The sequence below is a fragment of the Frigoribacterium sp. Leaf172 genome, from assembly GCF_001424285.1.
Lineage (GTDB): Bacteria > Actinomycetota > Actinomycetes > Actinomycetales > Microbacteriaceae > Frigoribacterium.
Genome location: NZ_LMPB01000002.1, coordinates 82,647 through 104,358, shown reverse-complemented (window position 1 = coordinate 104,358; position 21,712 = coordinate 82,647). Strand labels below are relative to the sequence as shown.

Below are 21,712 nucleotides of genomic sequence, written 5' to 3'. Positions count from 1 at the left end.
AGGCCGCGCCTCCCGGGAGCCCGCCCGGCCGGGCCCGTCAGTCGTCGTCACCGACGAGGCTCTCCATGAGCTCGCTGATCAGCGCGACCGACGACTCCGACCCGGGCGGGTCGCCGGCGTCGGCGTCGGGGGCGTCGACGACGAGCAGCGGGATGCCGGGGCCGAGCAGCAGCTGGGCCATCTCGGCGCGCCCCTCGAGTCGGCAGGCGACGGGCACGCGGAACGTGCGGTCGTCGTCGGCGAACTCCATCGACGCGGCGAGCAGCACCTCGGCCAGCTCGTCGCTCACGGTCAGGCGGGATCCGGCGTAGTGCAGCGTCTTCATCCCCACACCCTAGGCGGCGCGGCGGAGCACACTCGGGTGATGACCTACGACGCCGAGAACCCTGTCGTCCCCATGCTCGCTAAGGCCGTCGCGGAGGTGCCCGGACCCGACTCGGTGCCGGGCGGTCTGTCGTACGAGCCGAAGTGGGACGGATTCCGCGGCATCGTCTACGCGCGACGGCGTGAGGCCGGGGCGGACGGCGGTCCGGCTCTCGAGATCGAGATCGGCAGCCGCGGGTCGAAGACGCTGACGCGGTACTTCCCCGAGCTCGTGGCCGCTCTCGCGGAGCTGCTGCCGGGTCCGTGCGTGCTCGACGGCGAGATCGTCGTGCGCTCGGGCGAGCCCGGGCGCGAACGGCTCGACTGGGAGGCGCTGGGCCAGCGGATCCACCCCGCCGCCTCGCGGATAGCCACGCTGTCCGTCGAGACCCCCGCGCAGTTCGTCGCCTTCGACCTGATCTCCCTCGGCGACCGGGACCTCGTCGACGCTCCCTTCGCCGAGCGTCGCGCCCTCCTCGTCGAGACCCTCGAGGGTCGGGGTGCGCCGCTGCACGTCAGCCGAGCCACCGACGACGTCGGCCTGGCCCGCCGGTGGCTGGCCGAGTTCGAGGGCGCGGGGCTCGACGGCGTCGTCGCGAAACCCCTCGCCGCGCCGTACTCCCCCGGCAAGCGGACCATGCTGAAGATCAAGCACCATCGCACGGCCGACGTCGTCGTGCTCGGCTACCGCGTGCACAGGAGCGGCGCGGGCGTCGGCTCGCTGCTGCTCGGCCTCTACGACGACGACGGCGAGCTGAGGACCGTGGGAGGCGTGTCCGCCTTCTCAGACGCCCGTCGCCTCGAGCTCGTCGACGAGCTCGAACCGCTGGTCGCCCGGGGCGACGACGGCGACGTGCTGCACGCCGAGACCGAGCGCAGCCGCTTCTCGTCGGGCAAGGACGTCTCGTACGTTCCGCTCCGACCCGAACGGGTCGTCGAGGTGCGCTACGACCAGATGGAGGGCGCGAGGTTCCGGCACACGGTGCAGTTCGCGCGGTGGCGACCCGACCGCGACGCGCGGTCGTGCGGCTTCGACCAGCTCGAGGTGCCCGCGGCGTACGACCTCGGCGAGGTGCTCGGGTAGTCGGCCCGCGCCTCCTCGGCTCCTCGTCCGCGCGTCAGTCGGTCGCCGCGGCGCGAGCCCGGCTCGGCTGCACGCGGGGCGGTTCGCCCGGCATCTTCGGGAAGTCCGGCGGGAACGGCAGCTCGCCGAGCCCCTCGGCCACGTCGCGCTCCCACCAGCCGAGCAGGACGTCGATGCGACCGGGGCTCTCGTGCATCGACGCCCAGGGGTCGCCCAGCCGCTGCAGACGGTCGGGCACCGTCAGGACCGTGTGCTCGCCCGGGTCGATCGAGGGCAGGTCGTCCCACGAGACCGGCAGCGACACGGAGGCGCGGGGCAGCGCCCGGGGCGACCAGGCACCCGCCATGGTGCGGTCGCGGTTCGCCTGGTTGTAGTCGACGAAGGCGCGCTCGCCCCGCTGCTCCTTCCACCAGGCGGTCGTGATGCGGTCGGGGGCGCGACGCTCGAGCTCGCGGGCCGCCGCGATGACGGCGTGACGCACGTCCAGGAACTCGTGCTCGGGCTCGATGGGCGCGAACACGTGCACGCCGCGGTTGCCGCTCGTCTTGACGAAGGCGGTCAGGCCGGCCTCGTCGAGCACGGCGCGGAGGTCGAGCGCCGCGGCGACCGCGTCGGCGAAGGTCGTGCCCGGCTGCGGATCGAGGTCGATGCGCAGCTGATCGGGCAGATCGGGCTGCTCGGCGCGCGACGCCCACGGATGGAACACGAGCGTGTTCATCTGCGCCGCCCAGACCGCGGCGGCCGGCTCGTCGATCACGAGCTGCGGGTGCGTCCGACCGCTCGGATAGGTGACGTCGACGGCACGCACGTGGTCGGGCGTGCCGCGCGGCGGGTTCTTCGAGAAGTACTGCTCGCCGTCGACGTCACCGCCGAACCGCTGCAGCGAGATCGGGCGGTCGCCGTTCGCCGCCACGAAGGGTGCGCCGACCTCGACGAGGTAGCGGGCGAGATCGAGCTTGGTCACCCCGAGCTCGGGCCAGAGCACGCGGGAGGGGCTGCTCACGCGGACGTCGCGGTCGCCCACGCGGAGGGTCGTCGATTCGGAGGCCATGCGCGCGACGCTAGTCCGCGGCACGGGCGGCTGGCCGACCGCTCGCGCTAGCCTGTGCGCATGAGCAGCTCCCGCGAACCCAGAGGTCCCCGGATCGAGCGGGGAGACGCCGAGCTGACCCGCGCCTCCCTGGTGCTCGGTCTCCCGCCCGCCATGCTGCCCGCGCTCGTGCGCCGCGCCGTGCAGACCAGCCCGTCGTTCACCGTCACGAGCGTCGACGACGACGGCGCCGTGCTCTCGCGCCGATCGGCGACGGCCACCGGCGACGTCGCGTTCCGGCTGACCTTCACGCCCGTCGACGGCGGCACCCGCGTCGACGGCGAGCTGCGCCCCCCGTCGGGCACGATCGGCGCGTCGGTCAAACGGCGCGATGACGATGCGACGGCGTTCTTCGAGGCGCTGGCCGTGGCCGCCGGCCCGTTCTGACCTGACCGGCGGCGCCGCCCGCGCACCCGAAACGCCCCACGGTGGTCGGAGAGCGCCCCTCCGCCACCTCGCGAAGGACCGCTTCCGACCACCGTTGGGGGGGCCGGTGCGCGACCCTACGCGCCGGCCTCGTCGTCGCGGTCGATGCTGATCGTCGGGATCGACGCCGTGATGACCGATCCGTCGGCGCGCATGAGACCCCGCAGGTCGTTGGTCGTCGGCACCTTGGTCGTGATGCGCGGCCCCTGGTCGGAGAGGGCGACCCGCGAGGGCGCCTCGGCGGTGACCGTGACGGCCTGGTCGCGCACCCACACCTCGACGGCGTCGCCGGTCTCGAGCGTGAAGACGATCTCGTGCTGCGCGAGGTCGACGCGCACGCGGCTGCCGCGGATCTGCACCCGGAAGGCGAGCTCCGTCCAGTCGCCGGGGAGGCGCGGGTCGAAGCTGAAGCGCCCGAGCCAGTCGCGCATGCCGCCGTACCCGTTGACCAGGGCGCTCCAGATGCCGCCGGTCGACGCCACGTGCACGCCGTCCGAGGTGTTGTTGTGCAGGTCGGCGAGGTCGACGAACAGCGACGACAGGAAGTACTGCTGCGACAGCTGGTGGTGCCCGACCTCGGCGGCGACGATCGACTGCACGACGCCCGACAGGGTCGAGTCGCCGGTCGTCAGCGCGTCGTAGTACTCGAAGTCGCGGAGCTTCTGCTCCGGGGTGAACTCGTCGCCCTGGAGGTAGAGGGCCAGCACGACGTCGGCCTGCTTCAGCACCTGGAAGCGGTAGATGACCAGGGGGTGGTAGTGCAGCAGGAGGGGTCGCTTGTTCGCCGGCGTGGCGTCGAGGTCCCAGAGCTCCTTGTCGAGGAACTGCGCGTCCTGGGGGTGGATGCCGCGGTGCTCGTCGTAGGGGATGTGCATCGCCTCGGCGGCGAGGCTCCAGCCGTCGACCTCGTGATCCTCGAGGGCGAGACGCGCCACCAGGCGGTCGTAGGCGGCCGGCGACTCCTCGGCGAGCCACGTGACCGTCCGGACGGCGGCACGGAGGTTCGCTCGGGCCATGACGTTCGTGTACAGGTTGTCGTCGACGACGGTCGTGTACTCGTCGGGGCCGGTGACGCCGTCGATGTGGAACCGCTGATCGCCGTTCGACCGCCAGAACCCGAGGTCGGCCCAGAGCCGGGCGGTCTCGACGAGGATGTCGACGGCTCCCCGCTCGAGGAAGTCCTGGTCGCCCGTGGCCTGCACGTACTGGCTGAGCGCATGCGAGATGTCGGCGTCGATGTGGTACTGGGCCGTGCCGGCCGCGTAGTAGGCCGACGACTCGAGCCCGTTGATGGTGCGCCACGGGAACAGGGCACCGCGCTGGTTCAGCTCGACGGCCCGGTCGCGCGCCGCGTCGAGCATGCCGAGGCGGAACCGCAGCGCGTTGCGGGCGACGTTCGGCGCCGTGTACGTCAGGAACGGGAGCACGTAGATCTCGGTGTCCCAGAAGTAGTGACCGCCGTAGCCCGATCCCGTGACGCCCTTCGCGGCGACGCCCTGGCCGTCGGTGCGGGCCGTCGCCTGGGCCAGCTGGAAGAGGTTCCAGCGGACGGCCTGCTGGATCTCGGGCTGGTCGGCGATCTGGACGTCGCTGCGGGCCCAGTAGTCGTCGAGCCAGGCGCGCTGCGCGGCGAAGACGTCGTCGATGGGCTTGTCGGCGATGCGGTCGAGGGTGCGGTCGCAGCGGTCGGCCAGCTCCCGCGGAGGGACGCCGCGCGACGTGTGGTAGGTGATCGTCTTGGTCAGCGTGACCTTCTTGCCGGCCTTCGCCCGCACGCGGTAGACGTGCTTGGCGATGTCGGCGTCGATCTGCGACGACTCGTCCCACTCGTTCTCGGTGTCGAGGTCGTGGTCCGCGCCGACGGCGATGGTCATGCCCGAGTTGGTCGTGCGGTAGCCGAGGATGGCCCGCGAGCCGCCGTTGCGGCGCAGCTCCGGCTGCAGCACGCGGTCGTCGAACGACTCGGCGCGGCGCGGGTCGAAGGCGTCGGCCGCCGCGCGCATGCCGGCGTGGTACTCGTCGCCCATGTCCTGACGATTGAGGATCTGGCTCGAGATCAGCAGGGACGCGTCGGCGTCGAGCACCGTGACCTCGTACTCGATGACCGCGAGATGACGCTCCTCGAACGAGACCAGGCGGCGGCTCGTCACGAGGACGCGCTTGCCCGACGGGGTGCGCCATTCGATCTCGCGGCGGAGCACGCCGTCGCGGAAGTCGAGCCGGCGGCAGTGCCGCAGGATGTCGGCCTCGAAGAGCACGAACGGCTCGTCGTCGACGTAGAGCCGGATGACCTTGGCGTCGGGCACGTTGACGATGGTCTGACCGACCCGCGCGAATCCGAAGGCCTCCTCCGCGTGGCGGATGGGCCACGTCTCGTGGAACCCGTTGATGAACGTGCCGAACGAGTGCCCGCCGCGCCCCTCGTCCGGATTGCCGCGGAGACCGAGGTAGCCGTTGCCGACCGCGAAGACGGTCTCGGTGCGACCCTCGTCACCCTGGTGGTACTCGTCCTCGATCAGGGCCCACTCGTCGACGGGGAACCGGCGGCGGTCGAGGGGGTCCGACGTGATGTGGTTCACGGCTGGTCCTCTCGCGGGCTGGTGCTGATGTCGTGGTCGGTGTTCGGAGCGATCCGAGGAGGCGGTGGGTCCGTGGGTCCGTCGTCCCGCGTCCGCGACGAGCCGAGGCTCCCGACGACCTCCCCGAGGTCGTCGACGACGACGTCGGCCCCGAAGTCGATGAGGGTCTGGGCGCCGGTTCCGCGGTCGACGCCGAGCACCAGGCCGAAGGCCCCGCGTCGCCCGGCCTCCACGCCCGACTGGGCGTCCTCCACGACGACGCAGTCGGCGGCGGTGAGCCCGAGCCGACGGGCGCCCTCGAGGTACGTGTCGGGCGCCGGCTTGCCGCTGATGCCCTCGGCCGCGGCGACGACGCCGTCGACGATCACGTCGAAGCGGTCGCGCAATCCCGCCGCCGCGAGCACGGGCACGGCGTTGCGCGAGCTCGACACGACGGCCACCCGGATCCCGAGCGCGATCGCCCGATCGAGGAACTCCACCGACCCCGGGTACGGGGCGACGCCGTTCTCGGCGAGCTCGGCCGCGAAGGCCGCGTTCTTCCGGTTGCCGAGACCGCGGACGGTCTCCGCGTCGGGCGCGTCGTCGTCGGACCCCTCGGGCAGCGTCACGCCTCGGGCGGCGAGCATCGCGCGCACCCCGTCGTAGCGCGGACGGCCGTCGACGTGCTCGAAGTAGTCGGCCTCGGTGTACGGCTCGAGTCCGCGGGGTTCGAAGTACTCGGTGAACAGGCGCGACCAGGCGCGCATGTGCACCTCGGCCGTCGGCGTCAGCACGCCGTCGAGGTCGAAGAGCAGGGCGTCGAGCGACCCGAGACGGGAGACGTCGCGCGGGCTCTCGGAAGAAGAGGAAACGGTCACAGGCCGATCACTTTCGAGGCGATGTCGAGTGGGGAGGTCGTCATCGGAGCGGCGGCGGTCCGGTGAGGCGCGCCGCTCCGCGGGGAGAGCGCGCCTCAGTCTGCCAGGTCCGGGGCGCCCGGCGGGACCGCGTGTCGGCGAGGGACCGATGGCGGCCAGGACGGGGCCGGCCGTCTCGGGCCCGCAGGCCGGGAGGCCCGCCGGGCGCGCCTCCTCGGGGCGGCGGTGTCAGGCGTCCGTGCTCTGCCGCACCCCTGCGGCCGGCAGCAGGACGCCGTCGATCAGCGAGACGAGGAACTCGCGGTCGACGGGCTTCCGCAGCACGAGCACGCGGTACGAGACCATCGACGGCGTGACGAGGGCCAGAGCCTCGATGTCGGTGGCCGGGTCGATCTCGCCGCGGTCGAGGGCGCGACGCATGAGCAGCCGGTTGGCCTGAGCGCGCGGCTGCACGATGGCGCTGTCGACGGCCTCGGCGAGCTCGGGCGTGGTGGAGAGCATCGTGACGACACCGGCCATCACCCGCATCTTCTTCTCGGCCTCCTCGATGCTCTGGGGCTTGATCATCGCGATCAGGTCGCCCCGCAGGCTGCCGGTGTCGGGCAGGTCGTCGAGGTCGACGGCACCCTGCTTCAGGCAGGCGACGGCGTCGACCACCAGCTCGCCCTTGGACGCCCAGCGCCGGTACAGGGTCGCCTTGCCGGCCTTCGCGCGGGCGGCGACCATCTCGATGGTCATGCCCTCGAAGCCGGTCTCGGCGAGCACGTCGATGGTGCAGCGGAGGATCTCCGGGTCGCGGCTGTGATCGCGCTTCCGCCCCGGACGTCCGGGAGTCGGTGCGTCGGTCATGGCCGCGACTCTACCCCGCCGAGTTACGAGACCGGACATATCCGAAACCGGCCCGACTCGTATATGCTCGCGCTCATGTCTCGGACCCCCTCCCTCGCGGACGACGCGACCCGCGCCTCCTCGTCCCGCCGCTGGTGGACGCTCACCACCGTCGCCCTGGCCCAGCTGATGGTCGTGCTCGACTCCACGGTCGTCAACATCGCCCTGCCCGCCGCGCAGAGCGACCTCGGATTCTCGGACGGCGACCGGCAGTGGATCATCACCGCGTACTCGCTCGCCTTCGGCAGCCTCCTGCTGCTCGGCGGGCGGGTCTCGGACCTGATCGGCCGCAAGCGCACCTTCATCATCGGTCTGATCGGCTTCGCCCTCGCCTCCGCCCTCGGCGGGGCCGCCGAAAGCTTCGGTCTGCTCGTCTCCGCCCGCGCACTGCAGGGCGCGTTCGGCGCCCTGCTCGCCCCGACGGCCCTCGCCGTGCTGACGACCACCTTCACCGTGCCCAAGGAGCGCGCTCGCGCCTTCGGCGTGTTCGGCGCGATCGCGGGCGCCGGCGGAGCCATCGGCCTGCTGCTCGGCGGGTTCCTGACGCAGTACGCCTCGTGGCGCTGGAACCTCTACATCAACGTCGTCATCGCCGCCGTCGCCATCGCCGGTGCGGCCGTCTTCGTCTCGCTCGTCACCCGCAGCGGGCCGCGACCGAAGCTCGACGTCCCCGGCACCGTCATGGTGTCCGCCGCCCTGTTCTCGCTCGTCTACGGCTTCTCGAACGCCGAGGACGAGGGCTGGGGCTCACCGCTGACCTGGGGGTTCCTCGTCGCCGCCGGGGTCCTGCTGAGCGCCTTCGTGCTCTGGCAGCGCCGTGCCGCGCACCCGCTGCTGCCCCTGTCGATCGTGCTCGACCGCAATCGCGGGGCCGCCTACAGCTCGGTCACCATCGCCGGAGCGGGCATGTTCGGCATCTTCCTCTTCGTGACCTACTACCTGCAGACCTCGCTCGGCTACACGCCGACCAGGACGGGGCTCGCGTTCCTGCCGATGATCGGCATGCTCGTGCTCGCGGCCCAGCTGTCGACGAACATCCTCGTGCCGCGCTTCGGGCCGAAGATCATGGTGCCGTTCGGCATGACCCTCGGCATGATCGGCATGCTGCTGCTCACGAGGCTCGACCTCGACAGCGGCTACGCCGGCCATGTGCTGCCGGCCCTGATGGTGCTCGGCTTCGGCATGGGCTCGATCATGCCCGCGTCGATCCAGACCGCGACCCTGGGCGTCGACCGCGAGCACGCGGGCGTCGCCTCGGCGATGGTCAACACGAGCCAGCAGGTCGGCGGCTCGATCGGGACGGCGCTGCTCAACACGCTGGCGGCCACGGCGACGGCTGACTACCTGGCCGATCACCTGCCGACCACGGGCGCCGTGGCCGCCGAGGCCGCGGTCACCGGCTACGCCGCGGCGTACTGGTGGGGTGCGGGCCTGTTCGCCGTCGGCGCCGTCATCGCCGCGCTGCTGTTCCGTCGCCGGGTGCCGCAGGGCCCGGACGAGGAGGCGCGGGGCGGGACCCCGACGGAGCCCGCCACCGCCGGGTCGACCGGCCCGGTCGGCGTCCCCGCCTGACCCGCACCCGGCGGCCTCGACGTCGGGGGCGGCTGACATCATGGACGCCATGATCGACGACGGGCCCGCGGGCGAGTTCTCCCCCCTCGCGCCGCTGATCGACGCCGTCGACGTCATCCGTCTCGTCGGGCCCCGCGCCTTCAACCGCGCCAAGGAGTACGCGGCCTCCGGTGCGGTCACCGAGACCTCCTGGCATGCGGCCGACGAACGCATCACCGGCACGGTCCAGGGCACCGAGGCCACTCCGTACCTCAGCGAGATCGTCGTGCGGGCGGGGCGCGGCGACTACAGCCGTCCGGTCCGCAGCACGTGCAGCTGCCCCATCGGCGGCGACTGCAAGCACGTCGCCGCCGTGCTGCTGCAGAGCAACACCGCGGCCCTGCTGCAGCGCCGTGGCACGACGGCCGGCGGGTTGCGGAACGCCGCGGCCACGGCCGCCCCGGGCGGCGGGGCGGGCCTGCCGTCGGCGAGCGCGGATCCGCTCGGGGGCGACGCGGGCGACTGGCGGTCCGTCGTGGGCTCCCTCGGGCGGCCGACCCGCACCTCCTCGGCTCGGACGACCGGCATGGGTCTGCTCTTCGAGCTGCGCGACCGGGCGGGGGCATCGCGATCGGGGTCCCGTCGGCCGCAGGGCGGGCGGGTGGCCCGGCGGCTCGGCGTCCGACCGGTCACGCTCAGCGGCACGGGCAACTGGGTGCGCGGATCCCTCACCTGGTCGTCGCTGCCGTACCAGCTCAACCGCCTCGCGGTCGATCCGGATCAGCACGCGTGGTTCGGGCAGTTCTCGGCCCTCCACAGATCCGTCGTCGCGACGTACGTGCCGGGCGACTCCGAGTGGCTGCATCTCGACGACTTCGCCAGCCCCCTGCTGTGGCCGCTGCTCGCCGAGGCCCGGCGACTCGGCGTGGCCTTCGTGACGGGCAAGCGCGCCACCGACGTGATGATCGCCGACGGGGCGCGGGTGACCCTCGACGTGACGCGCGAAGACGACGGCTCGCTCCGACTCGTCGCGGGCGTCGCCGTCGACGGCGGCGAGGGGCCGGCCGCCGTCACGGGCGTCGTCGGCGACCACGGCGTCTGGACGGCCGAGACCTCTCCGGCGCTGCGCGTGACCCTGGCGCCGACGGCGAGCCCCCTCGGGGTCGACGAGCGACGACTGCTGACCGTCACCCCCGAGATCGTCGTCCCGGCCGACGAGACCGACGAGTTCCTCACCGACTTCTCGCCGGCCCTCCGCCGGTCGGTCGACGTCGTCAGCTCCGACGCGTCGGTCGAGCTGCCCGCGCTGATGCCGCCGGCGCTGCACGTCACGGTCGGCTTCGAGGCCTCGCACACGATCCGGCTCGGCTGGGGCTGGTCGATCGACGGGCGACGGCTCCCCCTCGACGGGCACGGCCCCGTGCCGGTGCTCGACGAGCTCGGAGGGCCGCCGCGCGACACCGTCCTCACCGGGCTCGCCGCCGCCGAGTTCGCCGCCGAGGTCCTGCCGGGGCTCGAGGCGCGCGATGACGTCGTCGTCGAGCTCGTCGGCGCCCGCCCGGACTACCGCCGGCTGACCGACGAGCCCCACCTCACCGTGACGACGATCGAGACCGACAAGCGCGACTGGTTCGATCTCGGCGTGCTCGTCACCGTCGAGGGGCGGACCGTGCCGCTCGTGCCGCTGCTGACGGCGATCGCCAAGCGACAGCGCAGGATGCTGCTCGTCGACGGGTCGTACCTGTCGCTCGGGTCGCCGGTGTTCGACGAGCTCAAGAGACTCCTCGACGAGGCGACCTCCCTCGACGAATGGGAGACCGGTCCCCGCATCAACCGCCATCAGGCGGGGCTCTGGGCCGAGATCGACGCCCTCGCCGACGAGACCGTCGAGGCGGATCGATGGCAGGCGGCCGTCGGCGGGCTGCTCGCCCTGGCCCGTCGCGACGACGGGGACGCCGGCGACGCCCTCGCGGATCCCCCGCCCGTGCCGCGCTCGATCGAGGCCACGCTGCGCCCCTACCAGCGTGAGGGCTTCGAGTGGCTCGCATTCCTCCACCGGCACGGCCTCGGCGGCGTCCTCGCCGACGACATGGGTCTCGGCAAGACGCTGCAGACGCTCACCCTCATGGCTCACGTCCGCGAGACCGAGGACCCCGCCGACCGGCTCCCGTTCCTCGTCGTCGCCCCGACCTCGGTGGTGTCGAACTGGGCGCTCGAGGCCGCCCGCTTCGCCCCGGGGCTCGTCGTGCACGCGGTCACCGAGACCGAGAGGAAGAGTCGCGGCAGGCTCGCCTCCGCGTTGGCCGGCGAGGCGGGCCCCCTGCCCGACGTGATCGTCACGTCGTACGCCCTCTTCCGACTCGACGCGGCCGTCTACCGGGCGCACGAGTGGGCCGTGCTCGTGCTCGACGAGGCGCAGTTCGTCAAGAACCGCGGGTCGCAGGCCCATCGAGCCGCGGTCGAGCTCGACGCGCGCGTCACGATCGCCATCACGGGCACGCCGCTCGAGAACAGCCTGATGGACCTCTGGTCCCTCTTCCGCATCGTGGCGCCGGGTCTCCTCGCGAGCGCGAGCACGTTCACCGAGAGCTACGTCAAGCCCATCGAGTCCGGGGCCGGGGCCGAGCACCTCGAACGGCTGCGACGCCGCATCCGGCCGCTCCTCCTGCGGCGCACGAAGGAGCTCGTCGCGGCGGATCTGCCCGCGAAGCAGGAGCAGGTGCTGCGCGTCGACCTCGCGCCCGCCCACCGCGAGCTCTACGACGCGTTCCTCCAGCGCGAGCGACTCAAGCTGCTCGACCTCATCGACGACCTCGACCGCAACCGCTTCATCGTGTTCCGCTCGCTGACTCTGCTGCGGATGCTCTCGCTCGACGCCGCGCTGCTCGACGACGGCTACGCCGACATCCCGTCCGCGAAGCTCGAGCAGCTGATCGACGAGCTCGACGACGTCGTCGCCGGCGGGCACCGGGCGCTGGTCTTCAGCCAGTTCACGTCGTTCCTCGGGCGGGTGGCCGCCCGGCTCGACGAACGCGGCATCGCGCACGAGTACCTCGACGGCTCGACCCGACGTCGAGCCGAGGTGATCCGCCGCTTCCGGACGGGCGACGCCCCGGCGTTCCTCATCAGCCTCAAGGCCGGTGGCTTCGGGCTGACCCTGACCGAGGCCGACTACGTGTTCATGCTCGACCCGTGGTGGAACCCCGCGGCCGAGGCGCAGGCCGTCGACCGGACGCACCGCATCGGCCAGACGAAGAACGTCATGGTCTACCGCATGATCGCGAACGGCACCATCGAGGAGAAGGTGCTCGCGCTGCAGCAGAAGAAGGCGCAGCTGTTCGACGCCGTCATGGACGACGACGCCGTCTTCAGCTCGGCGCTGACCGCCGACGACATCCGTGGTCTGCTCGACGACTGAGCCGCGCCCCGCGGCCGCCCGGGAGGACCGCCGGTCGCCGGAAGACCCGCTGGGCGCCCGCGAGATCCGCTGGGCGCCCGCGAGCTCCGCTAGGCGCCCAGCGGGATCGTCGTCGAGAACGAGCGCGTGACGGGCGGCTCGACGAGCACCTCGGGCAGGCGGTTCGCGCCCTCGGGCGTCGCGCGCCAGGCGACGTACGCCTCGTGGTCGGCCGCCGTCGCCCACGTCTCGACGACGATCGCGCGCGAGGGGTCGTCGTCGTCCACGATGACCTCGAGCCCCTCGCAGCCGGGCCAGGCGCGGGTGGCGACCAGCGTCTCGCGGACGATGTCGCGGGCCAGGTCGAGCTTGTCGCCGTCGACGTGGATCTCGAGGTGGACGGTCGTGGTCATGGGGCCTCCTGTGGTCGGACACCCGACGTTACGCGTGCCGCGGCCTCGGGCGGCCGACCGGACCCGACCCGCGCCTCCTCGGGCCGCTCTCGACAGGGGCACCGCGACGGGGGCAGGATGTCGCAGACATCCGTGCTCCATCGACGCACCCGGAGGTCACCATGACCGCGACGAGCAACACGAAACCGCCCACCACCGACACGGGCGAGACGCCCACCGAGCTGAAGCGGGCCATCGGCCCGAAGCTCCTGCTGCTGTTCATCATCGGCGACATCCTCGGCACGGGCGTCTACGCGCTGACCGGTCAGGTCGCCGCCGAGGTGGGCGGTGCGGCCTGGCTGCCGTTCCTCATCGCGTTCGCCGTCGCCCTGGTCACGGCCTTCTCGTATCTCGAGCTCGTGACGAAGTACCCGCAGACGGCCGGGGCGGCGCTGTACGTGCACAAGGCGTTCGGCATCCACTTCGTCACCTTCATCGTGTGCTTCGTCGTCATGTGCTCGGGCATCACGAGCGCCTCGACCGCGGCGCGCGCCTTCGCCGCGAACCTCGCGGCCGGCATCGGCGTCGAGCTGTCGAACGGCGCTGTGATGGCGATCGCGATGGGCTTCATGCTGCTGGTGATGGCCATCAACTTCCGCGGTGTGAGCGAGAGCGTCAAGGCCAACGTCGTGCTGACCCTCGTCGAGCTCTCCGGGCTGCTGATGGTGATCATGATCGGCTTCTGGTTCATCGCGGGCGGGAACGCGGACTGGGGTCGGGTCGTGCTGTTCGAGACGCCGGGCGACAAGTCGCTGCTGCTGAGCATCAGCACGGCCACGTCGCTGGCCTTCTTCGCCATGGTCGGATTCGAGGACAGCGTCAACATGGCGGAGGAGACCAAGGACCCGAGCCGGATCTTCCCCAAGGTCATGCTCACGGGTCTCGGCATCGCCGCCGTCATCTACGTGCTCGTCGCGATCTGCGCCGTCGCGGTCGTGCCGATCGGCGAACTGGCCGACAACGAGACGCCCCTCGTGACGGTCGTCAACACGGCGGCGCCGGACTTCCCGATCGGGCAGCTGCTGCCCTTCATCTCCATGTTCGCCGTGGCCAACAGCGCGCTCATCAACATGATGATGGCGAGCCGTCTGCTCTACGGCATGAGCCGGCAGGGAGTCCTGCCCGGGTTCCTGTCGAAGGTGCACGCGAAGCGTCAGACCCCCTGGGCCTCGATCCTGTTCACCACGGCCCTCTCGCTCGCCCTGATCGGCTACGTGTCGCTCTCACCCGAATCGCCCATCGTCGCCGTGCTCGGCGGCACCACCTCGCTGCTGCTCCTCGCGGTCTTCGCCGTCGTCAACGTCACGGTGCTCGTGCTGCGGCGTGACCGGGTGACCCAGAAGCACTTCCGGGCCGGCACCGTCCTGCCCGTGATCGGGGTCGTGGCCTGCCTGTGGCTCGTGCTGCCGGTCTCGTCGGGGCGCGGCGCCGAGCAGTACGAGATCGCCGGCGGTCTGCTCGTCATCGGCATCGTGCTGTGGGCGGCGACGTTCGTGTCGCGCCGCGGGAAGCCGGTGCCGAGCGAGGCGATCGCCGACGCCGAGCACGCCGACCCCCGCCCCTGACCGCCGGGTCAGACCAGCCGCTTCTCGTCCGGTCGCAGCACACGCAGCCAGCGATGACCGTAGCCCTCGAGCTCGACGCGGTGCCGTCCCGCGGCGGAGGCCTCGTCGGGGGAGGTGCGCTCGCCGAGCAGATCGGTCAACCGCACGCCGTCGCCGAGGTCGAGCCCGAGCGGTGCCAGGTCGAGGTCGACCGAGCGGCCGTCCGGTGCGAAGTTGTGCACGGCGACGAGGGTGCCCGTGCTGCTCGACACGGCGTGGGCGAGCACGCAGTCGTGCCCGGACTCGAGCAGCGTCAGCTCGCCCCAGCCGATCTCGGGCGACGCGCGGTAGTGCCGCGCGAGCCCCTGCACGAAACGCAGCAGCGAGTCGGTCTCGTGTCGCTGCCGCGAGACGTTGACGTGCTCCGGTGCCCAGCCCTCGACGGCGAGCGGCGCGGTGAGGTCGTCGGCGGGGGCCCGCGAGAAGCCTCCCCCGGCCTCGTCGGTCCACTGCATCGGCGTCCGGACGGCGCCCCGCCCGCGGACGGCGGGGTTCTCGCCCATGCCGATCTCCTCGCCGTAGAAGAGCACGGGGGCTCCCGGCGTCGAGAACATCAGGCTGTAGACCATGCGGATGCGCCGGGGGTCGCCGTCGAGCATCGGCGGGAGGCGCCGCACGATGCCCCGCCCGTGGATCCGCTGCGACTCGAGCGGAGCGAACGCCTCGAACACCTCGTCTCGCTCGTCGTCGCTCAGCTGGTCGAGCGTCAGCTCGTCGTGGTTGCGCACGAAGTTGCCCCACTGATTGCCGCGGGCGAGCGCGGGCCGCGCGGCGAGCGCCGCCCGCAGCGGGCCGGCGTCCTGGCGGGCGAGAGCGAGGTAGAGCGCCTGGTTGGCGACGAAGTCGAACTGCATGGTCAGCTCGTCGCCGTCGTCGGCGCCGAAGAACGGGACCATCTCGTCGTAGGGCAGGTTGACCTCGCCGAGCATCATGCCGCCGCCGCTCCGTCGCGAGACGTAGCCGCGCAGCGCCTGGAGGAACTCGTGCTCGGCCCCGTCGTCGGTGGCGATGAGGTGCGGCACCGCGTCGACGCGGAACCCGTCGATGCCGAGTTGCAGCCAGAAGCCGATGACCTTCGCGATCTCGTCGCGGACGGCCTGCCGGTCGGTCGCCAGGTCGGGCTGGTGCGAGTAGAACGAGTGCCGGTAGTACTGGCCGGCCTCGTCGTCGTACGACCAGACGCCGTCCTCGACGTCGGGGAACATGTTCGCCGGCTGGTCGGCCGGCACGTCGTCCCGCCACTGGTAGAACTCGCGGAACCGGCTGTCGGGGCTTGAGCGCGCGGCGCGGAACCAGGGATGCTGGTCGCTCGTGTGGTTGACCACGAGGTCGACGATCACGCGCATCCCGCGGTCCCTGGCCGTCCGCACGACCTCGACGAAGTCGCCCAGGTGCCCGTAGCGGGGGTCGACGCCGTAGTAGTCCGAGATGTCGTAGCCGTTGTCGCGCTGCGGCGACGGGTAGAACGGGGCGAGCCAGAGGCAGGTGACGCCGAGCTCGGCGAGGTGGTCGAGGCGGTGGGCGAGCCCCTCGAGGTCGCCGACGCCGTCGTCGTTCCAGTCGAGGTAGGTCTCGACGTCGAGGTTGTAGAAGACGGCCGTCTTCCACCAGAGGTCGCTCGTGTCGGTGACTCTCATCGGGCGATGGCGCCGCGCCGGGCGCGAGCGGTGCGGGCGCGGGAGGCGCGGGTCGGGCGGGTCATGTCGGCTCCGTCTCGGGTGGGTCGCTTCCGCCGACCGTACCGACGCCGCGCCTCCTCGGCCCTGTCGAGTCGCTGTGAGGACACGCCGGGTCGCCATGAGGACGCGGCGGCCCGACCCGCCGGGGGTGACGGGCCGTCGTCACGGCCCCGGGCGGGTCGTCGCGGCGCCTACGGGATCAGGCGGGCGGCGCGGTAGCGCTCGAAGAGGTCGACGAAGGCCTGCTCCGTGCGGCGGTAGCGGGTGAAGCCGGCGTCACGCGCCTTGCCCATGTCCGCGACGACCTCGATGTCGCGGCCGAGGTCGGCGTCGGTGTGCCACCACGATGCGACGCGGGCGAGCTCGGGCTCGACCAGGTCGTGCTCGGCGACGAGCTCGCGCCACTCGCCCTCGAGACCGGCCATCTGCTGCTCGAGGGGGCGCGGCTCGCCCTCGAAGCCCTCGACGAGAGCCGGGTCGATGCCGAGGTGCGCGGCGAGGCGGGGCCACATCCAGCGCCAGCGGAAGACGTCGCCGTTCACGATGTTGAACGCCTCGTCGGCGCCGCCCGGTTCGGTGGCGGCCCAGATCATCTGCTCGGCGAGCACGCCGGCGTCGGTCATGTCGACGAGCGAGTTCCACTGGGTCTCGCTGCCGGGGAACGTGAACGGCCGGCCGAGGCGCTTCGTGAGAGCCGCCTGCACGGCGATCGTCAGCCCCATGTTCATGGCGTTGCCGACGGCGAATCCGATCACCGTGTGCGAGCGGTGCACCGACCAGGTGAAGCCCTGACGCTCGGCGGCGGCGAAGAGCTCGTCCTCCTGCGCGTAGTAGAAGTTCGGGTATTCCAGGCGCTGCTCGTCCTCGTGGAACGGCGTGTCGGGCATGACGCCCTGGCCGTACGCCTCGAACGGGCCGAGGTAGTGCTTCAGCCCGGTGACGAGCGACACGTGCCGGACGGGCGCGTGATCGAGGGCGGCGAGCAGATCACGGACCATCCCCCCGTTGACCTCGATGTTCTCGGCCTCGGTGTCGCGCTTCTGCCACGCCGCGAAGAACACGTGCGTCGGCTTCGCGTCGGCCAGCGCCTCGCTCAGGCTCTCGGCGCTGAGGAGGTCGGCGGCGATGCCCGTCACCCCGGGAGCCGAGGAGGCGCGGCGCGACAGCGCGAGGACGTCCCACCCGTCGCGGGTCAGCTGCTCGACGAGAGCCGTGCCGGTGATACCGCTCGCGCCGACGACGAGCGCCGTGCCCGGGCGGGCGGCGGAGCTCGCGTCGCGGCCGTTCGTGTCGGGCGCCGGCGCCCCCTCGGGTGCGCCGGTCTCGGGGTCGACGATGTCGGGCTGCGCCAGGTCGGTCTGCTCGAGGTCGGTCGGGACGACGTCGGTCTGCGGCACGTCGGTCGGGGCGACGTCGGTCTGCGGGCGGTCGTTCTGCAGGCGGTCGGTCTGCGGGGTGCGGTCGTCGCTCATCCCTCCGACAAGTCGCATCGGCCGCCGGGTATTCCGCGCCGGGCGACGGCTGTCGCGCTCGGAACCTCCTGCGACCCCGTCTGTGAGCCCCTCGGCCGCCCCTCGCGTACGGTCGAGCGATGGATCAGTTCAGGGACGACGACCCCGCCGACGGCACCGACGACACGACGGGTCGTGACGGGTCGGCCCCGGCGACGCCCGAGGAGGAGGCCGCGGCTCTGGCCCTCGCGATCGTGTCGCAGGCCTCCGCCATCACGCAGGGGGACGAGGAGGCGCTGGACGCCAGCGAGGACAACCTCCGCGACGTCGTCTCCGGCCTCTCGGACGAACCCCTCACGCCCCGCCAGGAGGACGTCGTCGCGACGCTCGGCGCGGCGGGCGGCAGTCTCGCCGCCGGCCTGTCGGAGGCACTCGCCCACACGAAGGGCGTCGACACCAGCACCGTCCTCGGATCGGCCGCCGAGGCCGTGCTCGCGCAGACCCAGCCCGGGACGCGCTTCGTCGCCGACGAGGAGGCGGACGCGGATGCGCGTGCGGACCGGGACGCGGAGCCCGGTGGCCCCTCGACGGCCGACGACCGAGACGGGTTCGACGCCTTCGACGGGTTCGGCGAGCCCGCCGAGCGGCGGCGCGGCGACGACGACCGCTCGGCCTGACCCGACGACGGCACGAGGCGGCCCCGGTTCGCCCCGCCCTCGTGCGGCGTGCGTCCCGACGTGCCGACCCGCGCCTCCTAGACTCGATCCAGCCGGTCCGATCGGCTCTCGACGCGGTGTGATCAGCCGGGACGTCGCCGCCGGTCGTCAGGCCGTTCCCCCGTTCCGCAGCACCACCCCGACGCGACCGATCGGAGCTCGACCGTGAGCGATCCCCAGCGACCCGGCCGACGCGACCGGCCCAAGCCGCCCCGCCCGCCCGCGCGGCCGCCCCGGGTCAGGGCCCGCAACGTCAACCCGCAGGAGATGCGCGACGTGCGCGCTCGCCTGCGGGGCACGATCTACGAGGGGACGACCCCCGAGCACGGCATCGGCGGAGACCTCTACTCGCCTCGGCAGATCGTCGACTTCTGCCTGGACCTCGGCGACGTCATGCTGGCGTCGGGCGCCGACGTCCGCAGCACCGAGGTCGCCATCGTCGCCGTCAGCACGAAGTGGAACCTCGCTCCGCTCGAGCTCGACATCAACGGCACGGCGATCACCATCCAGTACGCGCCCGTCGAGGGCCCGCCGCTGATCAAGACCCGCGTCATCTACGCCGAGGGGTCCAACCTGCACCGCCTGTCGCTGGTGTACCAGATCGTCGACGACCTGCTGCACGACGATCGCGACATGACGACGGCCGTCGCCGGGCTCGTCGACGTGCTCCGCTCTCCCCCGCGGTGGCCGTCGTGGATCACCGATCTCGCCATGGGCATGCTCGGCGTCTCGGTCACGCTGCAGGCCGGCGGCACCTGGCAGGCGGCCATCGGGGCGTTCGTCATCATGATCGGCGTCATGGCGACGGGGCGCGGACTCGCCGCCCGGGGCATCCCCCAGTTCTTCGTCGTCGGCCTGCAGGCCGGCGCCACGGCCGCCCTCGGCACGGTCGCGATCTCGCTCGATCTGCTCTCGGCCGGAGGCGCGGCGGCGATGGTCGCGGCCGTGGTCGTCCTGACGCTGCCGCACCCGACGATCGTGACCTGGGCGCAGGACGCCATCTCGGGGTTCCGCGCCATGGCGCTCGGACGGGCCCTCGTGATCGGGCTGATCGTCGCCGGGATCGTCTGCGGCATCCCCGCCGGGATCGCCGTCACGGCCGGGTTCGTCGACATCGAGGTCGACCCGACGAACATCACGCTGCAGGCGCTGCCCCTGTGGCTGTCGCTCTGCTCGAGCTTCGCGGCCGCGTCGGCGAACGCGGTCGCGCAGGGCTCGAGCGCCCGGATGATCCCCATCACCATCGGCGTGGCCCTCGTCGGCAACCTGTCGCTCTTCACCCTGCGCCTTCTCGGAGTGCCGCTGATGGGCGCGACGTTCCTCGCGGCGACGCTGCTCGGCGCCCTGTCGACGGTCGCGGCCGCCCGGCTGCGCACCGCCGCGACCGTGATCGCGGTGCCGGCGTTCTGCGGATCGCTGCTGCCCTCGCTCGCCGTGGCGTCGGCCCTGCTGAACTTCATGTCGGGGACCGACGGCGCCGAGGTCGACTTCATCTTCTCGATGCTGACGACGCTCGCGATCGGCGCCGGTCTCGTGCTCGGCAGCCTGCTCGCCACCCCGGGGGCGCGCCGCTGGCTGCGCCGCCGCAAGAAGGTCTACGTGCAGTCGCTGCACAGCGACACGACGCCGATCAACATCATCGTCGCCCCCGAGCCGGAGGGTCCGCGGACCGACTGACGAGGAGGCGCGGGTCGGCCGATCGGACCCGCCCGCCATGTCAGCACGGCACCGGCCGCGATACCGGCTACCGTTGCACTATGAGCCACACCACCGAACAAGCCCCGAGCGACGCCACAGAGCAAGCCGACACGACGCCGACGTTCGCCGATCTGGGCTTGAGCGATCAGGTGCTCAAGGCGATCCGAGACATCGGCTACGAGACCCCTTCGGCCATCCAGGCCGCCACCATCCCCACACTCCTCGACGGCCGCGACGTCGTCGGCCTCGCCCAGACCGGCACCGGCAAGACGGCCGCGTTCGCGCTGCCCATCCTGTCGCGCCTCGACGTCAGCGCGAAGAAGCCGCAGGCGCTCGTGCTCTCGCCCACCCGCGAGCTCGCCCTCCAGGTCTGCGAGGCGTTCGAGCAGTTCGCCTCCGGCATGCGCGGCGTCCACGTGCTCCCCGTCTACGGCGGCCAGGCGTACGGCGTGCAGCTGAGCGCGCTGCGCCGCGGCGTGCACGTCGTCGTCGGCACGCCCGGTCGCATCATGGACCACCTCGCCAAGGGCACCCTCGATCTCTCGGAGCTCAAGTACCTCGTGCTCGACGAGGCCGACGAGATGCTCAAGATGGGCTTCGCGGAAGACGTCGAGACGATCCTCGCCGACACCCCCGACGACAAGCAGGTCGCGCTGTTCTCGGCCACCATGCCGCCGCAGATCCGCCGCATCTCGAAGCAGTACCTGAACGACGCCGAAGAGATCACGGTCAAGCAGAAGACCACGACCTCGGTCAACACGACGCAGCGCTACCTGATGGTGTCGTACCCCCAGAAGGTCGACGCCCTGACGCGCATCCTCGAGGTCGAGAACTTCGAGGGCATGATCATCTTCGTCCGCACGAAGAGCGAGACCGAGACGCTGGCCGAGAAGCTCCGCGCCCGCGGCTACTCGGCGGCGGCCATCAGCGGCGACGTGGCGCAGGCCCAGCGCGAGCGCACCGTCAACCAGCTGAAGAGCGGCAAGCTCGACATCCTGGTCGCCACCGACGTGGCGGCCCGCGGTCTCGACGTCGACCGCATCAGCCACGTCGTCAACTACGACATCCCGATCGACACCGAGTCGTACGTGCACCGCATCGGCCGCACCGGTCGTGCCGGTCGCAGCGGCGCGGCGATCAGCTTCGTCACCCCGCGCGAGCGCCGTCTGCTCGGCGCCATCGAGAAGGCGACGCGTCAGCCCCTCACGCAGATGCAGCTGCCGTCGGTCGACGACGTCAACAGCACCCGCCTGACGCGGTTCGACGACGCCATCACCGAGGCTCTGTCGCAGGAGGCCCGCATCTCGGCGTTCCGCGACATCATCGCGCACTACGTCGAGCACCACGACGTGCCCGAGGCCGACGTCGCGGCTGCTCTCGCCGTCGTGGCGCAGGGCGAGACGCCGCTGCTGCTCGACCCGCGCGACGAGCGCCCGCAGCGCGACGAGCGTCCGATCCGCGAGCGCGACGACCGCGCACCGCGCGGCGGCCAGGGCGACGATCGCGGCGAGCGTCGCGAACGCGGCCCGCGCACCTCGAAGCCGATGACGTCGTACCGCATCGAGGTCGGTCGTCGTCACCGCGTCGAGCCCCGCCAGATCGTGGGCGCCCTCGCCAACGAGGGCGGTCTCAGCCGCGACGACTTCGGTGCGATCGCCATCCGCCCGGACTTCTCGATCGTCGAGCTGGCGTCGGACGTCAGCAGCGACATGCTCGACCGTCTGAGCGACACCCGCATCAGCGGCAAGCTCATCGAGATCAAGCCCGACCGTCGCGGCGGCGGCGGCGGCGCCCGTCGCGACGACCGGGGCGACCGTCCCGAGCGCTCGTCGGGGTCGTACGGCTCCGACCGGCCGGCCCGCAAGCCGCGTCACTAG

The 21,712-nt window shown here is 72.1% G+C and carries 16 protein-coding genes; 8 read left to right on the top strand and 8 right to left on the bottom strand.

The features are described 5' to 3' along the window. Positions 1-37: 37 nt before the first annotated feature. Positions 38-325, bottom strand: a complete 288-nt coding sequence (locus ASF89_RS06785; RefSeq protein WP_055813336.1) for a hypothetical protein — start codon at positions 323-325, stop codon at positions 38-40. A 39-nt stretch (positions 326-364) separates the two neighbouring features. On the opposite strand from ASF89_RS06785, the gene ASF89_RS06780 reads away from it, so the two are divergent. Then, the gene (locus ASF89_RS06780) at positions 365-1,447 is read left to right on the top strand and encodes an ATP-dependent DNA ligase (protein ID WP_055813333.1); all 1,083 of its coding nucleotides are present in this window, start codon (positions 365-367) and stop codon (positions 1,445-1,447) included. 34 nt (positions 1,448-1,481) lie between these two features. Here the strand turns inward: ASF89_RS06780 and ligD are convergent, their stop codons facing one another. Further along, a complete protein-coding gene (gene ligD / locus ASF89_RS06775; protein WP_055813330.1) occupies positions 1,482-2,498 on the bottom strand; it encodes a non-homologous end-joining DNA ligase in 1,017 nt (338 codons plus the stop codon). A 60-nt stretch (positions 2,499-2,558) separates the two neighbouring features. On the opposite strand from ligD, the gene ASF89_RS06770 reads away from it, so the two are divergent. After that, positions 2,559-2,924, top strand: a complete 366-nt coding sequence (locus tag ASF89_RS06770; protein ID WP_055813326.1) for a hypothetical protein — start codon at positions 2,559-2,561, stop codon at positions 2,922-2,924. Positions 2,925-3,040: 116 nt separating this feature from the next. On the opposite strand, the gene ASF89_RS06765 is transcribed toward ASF89_RS06770, so the two are convergent. The 3 genes from ASF89_RS06765 to ASF89_RS06755 form a co-directional block, all read right to left on the bottom strand. Continuing rightward, positions 3,041-5,542, bottom strand: coding sequence for a glycoside hydrolase family 65 protein (locus tag ASF89_RS06765; RefSeq protein WP_055797946.1), 2,502 nt, complete (start codon positions 5,540-5,542; stop codon positions 3,041-3,043). Continuing rightward, on the bottom strand, positions 5,539-6,399 hold the full coding sequence (locus ASF89_RS06760) for an HAD family phosphatase (protein WP_200937134.1): 861 nt from the start codon (positions 6,397-6,399) through the stop codon (positions 5,539-5,541). Before ASF89_RS06760 ends, ASF89_RS06765 begins: the two co-directional genes overlap by 4 nt. Before the next feature lie 228 nt (positions 6,400-6,627). Continuing rightward, positions 6,628-7,248: a TetR/AcrR family transcriptional regulator gene (locus tag ASF89_RS06755; protein WP_156463344.1), complete on the bottom strand. Its 621-nt coding sequence runs from the start codon at positions 7,246-7,248 to the stop codon at positions 6,628-6,630. Positions 7,249-7,323: 75 nt separating this feature from the next. Here ASF89_RS06755 and ASF89_RS06750 point away from each other — a divergent pair, with 75 nt between their 5' ends. Both ASF89_RS06750 and ASF89_RS06745 read left to right on the top strand, forming a co-directional pair. Continuing rightward, entirely contained in the window at positions 7,324-8,859 is a 1,536-nt protein-coding gene (locus tag ASF89_RS06750) for an MFS transporter (RefSeq protein WP_235484019.1), read from the top strand. A 40-nt stretch (positions 8,860-8,899) separates the two neighbouring features. Further along, positions 8,900-12,256: a DEAD/DEAH box helicase gene (locus ASF89_RS06745; protein WP_055813319.1), complete on the top strand. Its 3,357-nt coding sequence runs from the start codon at positions 8,900-8,902 to the stop codon at positions 12,254-12,256. Between the two features lie 89 nt (positions 12,257-12,345). On the opposite strand, the gene ASF89_RS06740 is transcribed toward ASF89_RS06745, so the two are convergent. Continuing rightward, a complete protein-coding gene (locus ASF89_RS06740) occupies positions 12,346-12,648 on the bottom strand; it encodes a putative quinol monooxygenase (RefSeq protein WP_055797956.1) in 303 nt (100 codons plus the stop codon). Positions 12,649-12,809: 161 nt separating this feature from the next. Here ASF89_RS06740 and ASF89_RS06735 point away from each other — a divergent pair, with 161 nt between their 5' ends. Beyond that, on the top strand, positions 12,810-14,252 hold the full coding sequence (locus tag ASF89_RS06735; RefSeq protein ID WP_055797959.1) for an APC family permease: 1,443 nt from the start codon (positions 12,810-12,812) through the stop codon (positions 14,250-14,252). A gap of 8 nt (positions 14,253-14,260) precedes the next feature. Here ASF89_RS06735 and ASF89_RS06730 read toward each other — a convergent pair whose 3' ends face one another. Further along, on the bottom strand, positions 14,261-15,928 hold the full coding sequence (locus tag ASF89_RS06730) for an alpha-amylase family protein (protein ID WP_055813316.1): 1,668 nt from the start codon (positions 15,926-15,928) through the stop codon (positions 14,261-14,263). 233 nt (positions 15,929-16,161) lie between these two features. Further along, the gene (locus ASF89_RS06725) at positions 16,162-17,322 is read right to left on the bottom strand and encodes an SDR family oxidoreductase (RefSeq protein WP_082489948.1); all 1,161 of its coding nucleotides are present in this window, start codon (positions 17,320-17,322) and stop codon (positions 16,162-16,164) included. 239 nt (positions 17,323-17,561) lie between these two features. Here ASF89_RS06725 and ASF89_RS06720 point away from each other — a divergent pair, with 239 nt between their 5' ends. The 3 genes from ASF89_RS06720 to ASF89_RS06710 all read left to right on the top strand — a co-directional run bounded on the left by ASF89_RS06720 (position 17,562) and on the right by ASF89_RS06710 (position 21,712). Continuing rightward, positions 17,562-18,098 carry a hypothetical protein gene (locus ASF89_RS06720; protein WP_055813313.1) on the top strand — a complete coding sequence of 179 codons (537 nt, stop codon included), beginning with the start codon at positions 17,562-17,564 and terminating at the stop codon, positions 18,096-18,098. Positions 18,099-18,302: 204 nt separating this feature from the next. Continuing rightward, positions 18,303-19,814, top strand: a complete 1,512-nt coding sequence (locus tag ASF89_RS06715; protein WP_235476459.1) for a threonine/serine exporter ThrE family protein — start codon at positions 18,303-18,305, stop codon at positions 19,812-19,814. Between the two features lie 80 nt (positions 19,815-19,894). Continuing rightward, positions 19,895-21,712, top strand: a complete 1,818-nt coding sequence (locus ASF89_RS06710; protein WP_055813310.1) for a DEAD/DEAH box helicase — start codon at positions 19,895-19,897, stop codon at positions 21,710-21,712.